We start from the raw sequence: 4,111 nt of genomic DNA on the forward strand, positions 1-4,111 counted from the left end.
GCCACACGCATCGTGACCATTCGCCTCTGGCGGCCCGGCTGAAGGAACGCACTGGCGCTTTGGTGATGGCGGAAGGGCCGCACCGGCCGGCAAGACCATTGCATATCGGCGAGACCAATGCGCTCGACGCCAGCGCCGACACCGCTTTCGTTCCCGACATCGCGCTGCCGGACGGGGCGTTGGTCGACGGCGACGGCTGGGCGATCCGCACGGTTCTGACCCCCGGCCACACCGCCAATCATGCGGTGTTCGCCCTGGAAGGAACCGGCATCCTGTTTTCGGCCGATCATGTCATGGCGTGGGCGACATCCATTGTCGCGCCGCCGGACGGAGCGATGGCCGATTACATGGCATCGCTGGACAGGCTCATCGCGCGCGACGACAGCCTGCTGCTGCCTGGCCATGGCGGGCCGGTGACGAAGCCACGCGCTTTCATGCGCGGGTTGAAGACGCATCGCAAGATGCGCGAGCGGGCCATATTGGAGCGGGTCAGAGCCGGCGACCGGACCATTCCCGACATGGTCAAGGCAATCTATCGCGACACCGATCCCCGGCTGCATGGCGCCGCCGGACTGTCGGTGCTTGCCCATCTCGAGGACCTGGTGGCGCGCGGCATGGTGTCGACGGAAGACGCCCCCGCCATCGACGGCATTTTCACGCCAACCCGGTAGCCCTGCGCGGCCCGAGCCCTACCTCCCCGCAGGCGCGGAATTCGCAGGAAAGATGACTATTCGGCAGGCGCCGCCCCGACCTGGCCGGCGACTTCCTGGTCCAGTTCCGCCAGGAAATCGGTGACGCGCGCGGCATTGTCGCCAAGGTCATAGCGGCCGTAACGCGAAGCCGACCGCATGTCGACGATCACCGTATCGCCGTCGTCCGTCACGCGGATCGCCACATCAGCTGGCAGGCCGAGCACAAAGCCCTTGGCGACAGCGGTAATGGTGACGTCGGTTTGCCCGGCGAGGTCGGGATAGGGTTCGGAAAGTTCCCAGCTGCGCCGGTCGAGCACGGTTTCGACGGCATTGACGATGGTCTCGAATGGCAGGTCGTAGCTGCGTGCGGTGACCAGCGGATAGCTGTCGGTCTGCAGCCGCTGTTCGCCTGGTGTGGATGGGACAAGCACATTCATGTCCTTTGTCCGGTCGCTGACATCGAGCACGGGCGGATCTTCGAAATCGGTCGAGATATCCCTGAGCGGCGGATAGATCGTCGCCCAGTAGGCGGCAACGCCATAGGGGACCAGCACCAGCAGTGCCAGCAAGGCGCCGACGGTGAGGTCGCGGCCGCCGCGGTCGCCAAATTTCCACAGCCTCGAAAAGGCAAAGGCGGCAAACAGCAGCGCCAGCGCCGCCAGCAGCGCGACAATGCCCAACACCCACAGGAACACCGGCGTTTCGACGAGATCGAAGCGATGGCCGACGAAGTCGGTCAGCAAAAGCACCGCTGAAAATGCCGCCGTGCGCCGCGACCAGCCGGCAGCCTTCGACGTTTGCCGTTCGGGAATGCTAACCATTGTTCTCTGCGCTGCCCCAACCCGGACGGAGGTTTAGTGAATTTTCGCGGCGGCTTGAAGCCGAAACACGCAACATCCCCTCAATCCGTCGGCAAGCGATAATCCCTGAACTGCTGGCGCAAGGTGATTTTCTGGATCTTGCCGGTGGCGGTGTGCGGTATTTCGCCGACAAAAGCGACATCGTCGGGCATCCACCACTTGGCTACCTTGCCATCCATGAAGCCGAGAATATCCGCCTTGGTCGGTTCCTTGCCCGGCTTGGCAACGACGACCAGCAAGGGCCGCTCGCCCCATTTCGAGTGATGGACGCCGATGGCCGCCGCTTCTGCTACGTCCGGATGGCCGACGGCCAGATTCTCGAGATCGATGGTCGAAATCCATTCGCCGCCGGACTTGATGACGTCCTTGGCCCGGTCGGTGATCTGCATGTAGCCGCCGGCATCGATGTGAGCGACGTCTCCGGTATCGAACCAGCCGTCCTCATCGAATTGCTCCGCGCCGACGCCACCATAGTACGCACGAGCGACCGCCGGGCCGCGCACCTTCAGGCGGCCAAAGGTCTTGCCATCCCAGGGTTGCGCATTGTTCTCGTCATCGGTCACCTTCATTTCGACGCCGAAGGGCGGGTAGCCCTGCTTCTGCTTGACATCGAGCCGGGCCTCGCCCTGGAGATCGTCATATTCGGGCTTCAAGGTGCACAGCGTGCCGAGCGGCGACATTTCTGTCATGCCCCAGGCGTGGATGACCTGGACGTCGTAATTGTCCTGGAATTTGGTCATGATCGCCCGCGGGCAGGACGAGCCGCCGATCACGACCTTGTTCAGATAGGGCAGCTTCTTGCCGGTCTCCTCCAGATATTGCAGCAGCATCATCCATACCGTCGGCACGGCGGCGCTGAAGGTCACCTTCTCGGTGTCGAGCAATTCATAGATCGAGGCGCCGTCCATCTTGCAGCCGGGCATGACCAGCTTGGCGCCGATCATCGGGCCGGCTTGGCCAAGGCCCCAGGCATTGGCGTGGAACATCGGCACCACCGGCAGGATCGTGTCGCGCGACGACAGGCCCATCGCGTCGGGCATGGCGGCGATCATGGCGTGCAGCACGTTCGAGCGGTGGCTGTAGACGACGCCCTTGGGATCGCCCGTCGTGCCCGATGTGTAGCACATGCCGGCGGCGGTGCCTTCGTCGAAGGTCTTCCAGGCGAAATCGCCATCGGCCTCATCAAGCCAGTCCTCATAGGCGACGGCATTGGGCAAGGTCGTTTGCGGCATGTGCGCCTTGTCGGTCAGCACGATCACCTTTTTCAGCGATTTGACGGCACCGGCGATCTTCTCGAGCAACGGTATGAAGGTGAGGTCGACGAAGACAACCTTGTCTTCGGCATGGTTCATGATCCAGACGATCTGCTCGGGAAACAGCCGCGGATTGAGCGTGTGATAGATCGCGCCGATGCCCATGATGCCGTACCAGGCCTCGATGTGGCGCGCCGTGTTCCAGGCGAGCGTGGCGATGCGGTCGCCCAACCCATAGCCGTCGCGCTCCAGCCGCTGGGCGACCTTGAGAGAACGACGATGGATGTCGGCGTAGGTGGTGCGCACGATCGGTCCCTCGATCGAGCGCGACACGATCTCGCGCACCCCATGCTGCCGTTCAGCGTTGTCGATAAGCTTGTGGCACAGCAGCGGCCATTCCTGCATCAGCCCCAGCATCTGGTTCCTCCTCCCTCGCGCATTTTGCGTCGTAGCTTTGGTTCATTGTGAAGCGAACCGGCGGATTGTCCAGTCATCCGCTTGCGCGGGACACGAATTTCAAAGTCCCTGCCGCAACGGCAAGCGGTTGAATTCTGGCATGTTTTGGATTTCGGGTTGCTGGGCACTCGTGCCAACGCGATGGCAGGAGGATCAAAATCACCACAATGGCGGCGGTGTTCTACCCCGTGAAATCACCGGGAAATCCGCCACAATCCGGCCATTCTCGGCGTTAAGTTTCGTTAACGGGCAAAGGGGTGCGATTGGCGACTGAAAGAGGTTCGCATGGACGCGCAACTCGACGACAAGGTCTTGGAGAGCACACTGGCCGAAAGTCTGGCCGATCTGGTGCCGGACGAAAAGACTGTTTCCGAAGACGAATTTGTTGAAGTGGTCGGCGGCGCGCTCGAAGCGGTCGGCGGCACGCTGCTGTTCAAGATGTGCGTGGATAACGAAGGGGCAGGCCAGCACGTCGCGGCCGCCTCCGTCGGTGCTGGCGGCAATCGCCAGTTCCTGCTGCTCACCTTGCCGACCGGCGGCGGCTCGCTGAAAGTTGAGACCGTTTCGAGAAGCAGCAATCCGGTCGCGGGCATCGCGGCCGCCTATGCCGGACTGATGGACGCATTCAAAACCGCCGCCTGAGCTTCGGCCGGCACTCGAAAACGCTGGTGCTCCACGCCTCGGCGGTTGGCTCCTGTTTTCGTGATGCGAACCGACCTTGCGCAACAGCTGTGCCCGCCACACTTTAAGGGGCCAGGCAAGGAGAACCAGCATGGACAAAATCGCCAACCCGGCACCGGGCTTCCAGCGCAATCCCGACAAGATCATCACCATCGAGCCCTATGTCGGC

Annotated in this window: 4 protein-coding genes and 1 pseudogene; 3 read left to right on the forward strand and 2 right to left on the reverse strand. The window is 62.7% G+C overall.

Features of this window, described 5'->3' with window-relative positions; genetic code table 11:
* Window positions 1-671: MBL fold metallo-hydrolase (locus tag AC1DX0_RS31975; RefSeq protein WP_477358413.1), on the forward strand; the 671-nt coding region annotated here is incomplete at its 5' end.
* Between the two features lie 56 nt (window positions 672-727).
* On the opposite strand, the gene AC1DX0_RS31980 is transcribed toward AC1DX0_RS31975, so the two are convergent.
* Window positions 728-1,513: a DUF1499 domain-containing protein gene (locus tag AC1DX0_RS31980; protein ID WP_477219604.1), complete on the reverse strand. Its 786-nt coding sequence runs from the start codon at window positions 1,511-1,513 to the stop codon at window positions 728-730.
* 80 nt (window positions 1,514-1,593) lie between these two features.
* A complete protein-coding gene (locus AC1DX0_RS31985) occupies window positions 1,594-3,222 on the reverse strand; it encodes a fatty-acid--CoA ligase (RefSeq protein WP_477219605.1) in 1,629 nt (542 codons plus the stop codon).
* Window positions 3,223-3,546: 324 nt separating this feature from the next.
* Here AC1DX0_RS31985 and AC1DX0_RS31990 point away from each other — a divergent pair, with 324 nt between their 5' ends.
* Both AC1DX0_RS31990 and AC1DX0_RS31995 read left to right on the forward strand, forming a co-directional pair.
* Window positions 3,547-3,903 (forward strand): hypothetical protein, encoded by a 357-nt coding sequence (locus AC1DX0_RS31990; RefSeq protein WP_477219606.1) that lies wholly within the window; start codon window positions 3,547-3,549, stop codon window positions 3,901-3,903.
* A 130-nt stretch (window positions 3,904-4,033) separates the two neighbouring features.
* Window positions 4,034-4,111, forward strand: a pseudogene (locus AC1DX0_RS31995) (DUF427 domain-containing protein); the annotation flags it as partial.

This window comes from Mesorhizobium sp. P3_A9, from assembly GCF_056402975.1.

What these genes read in the sequence shown, in the direction of transcription:
- AC1DX0_RS31980 (WP_477219604.1), bottom strand. Translation starts at nt 1,513, where the DNA reads ATGGTTAGCATTCCCGAACGGCAAACGTCGAAGGCTGCCGGCTGGTCG.
- AC1DX0_RS31985 (WP_477219605.1), bottom strand. Translation starts at nt 3,222, where the DNA reads ATGCTGGGGCTGATGCAGGAATGGCCGCTGCTGTGCCACAAGCTTATC.
- AC1DX0_RS31990 (WP_477219606.1), top strand. Translation starts at nt 3,547, where the DNA reads ATGGACGCGCAACTCGACGACAAGGTCTTGGAGAGCACACTGGCCGAA.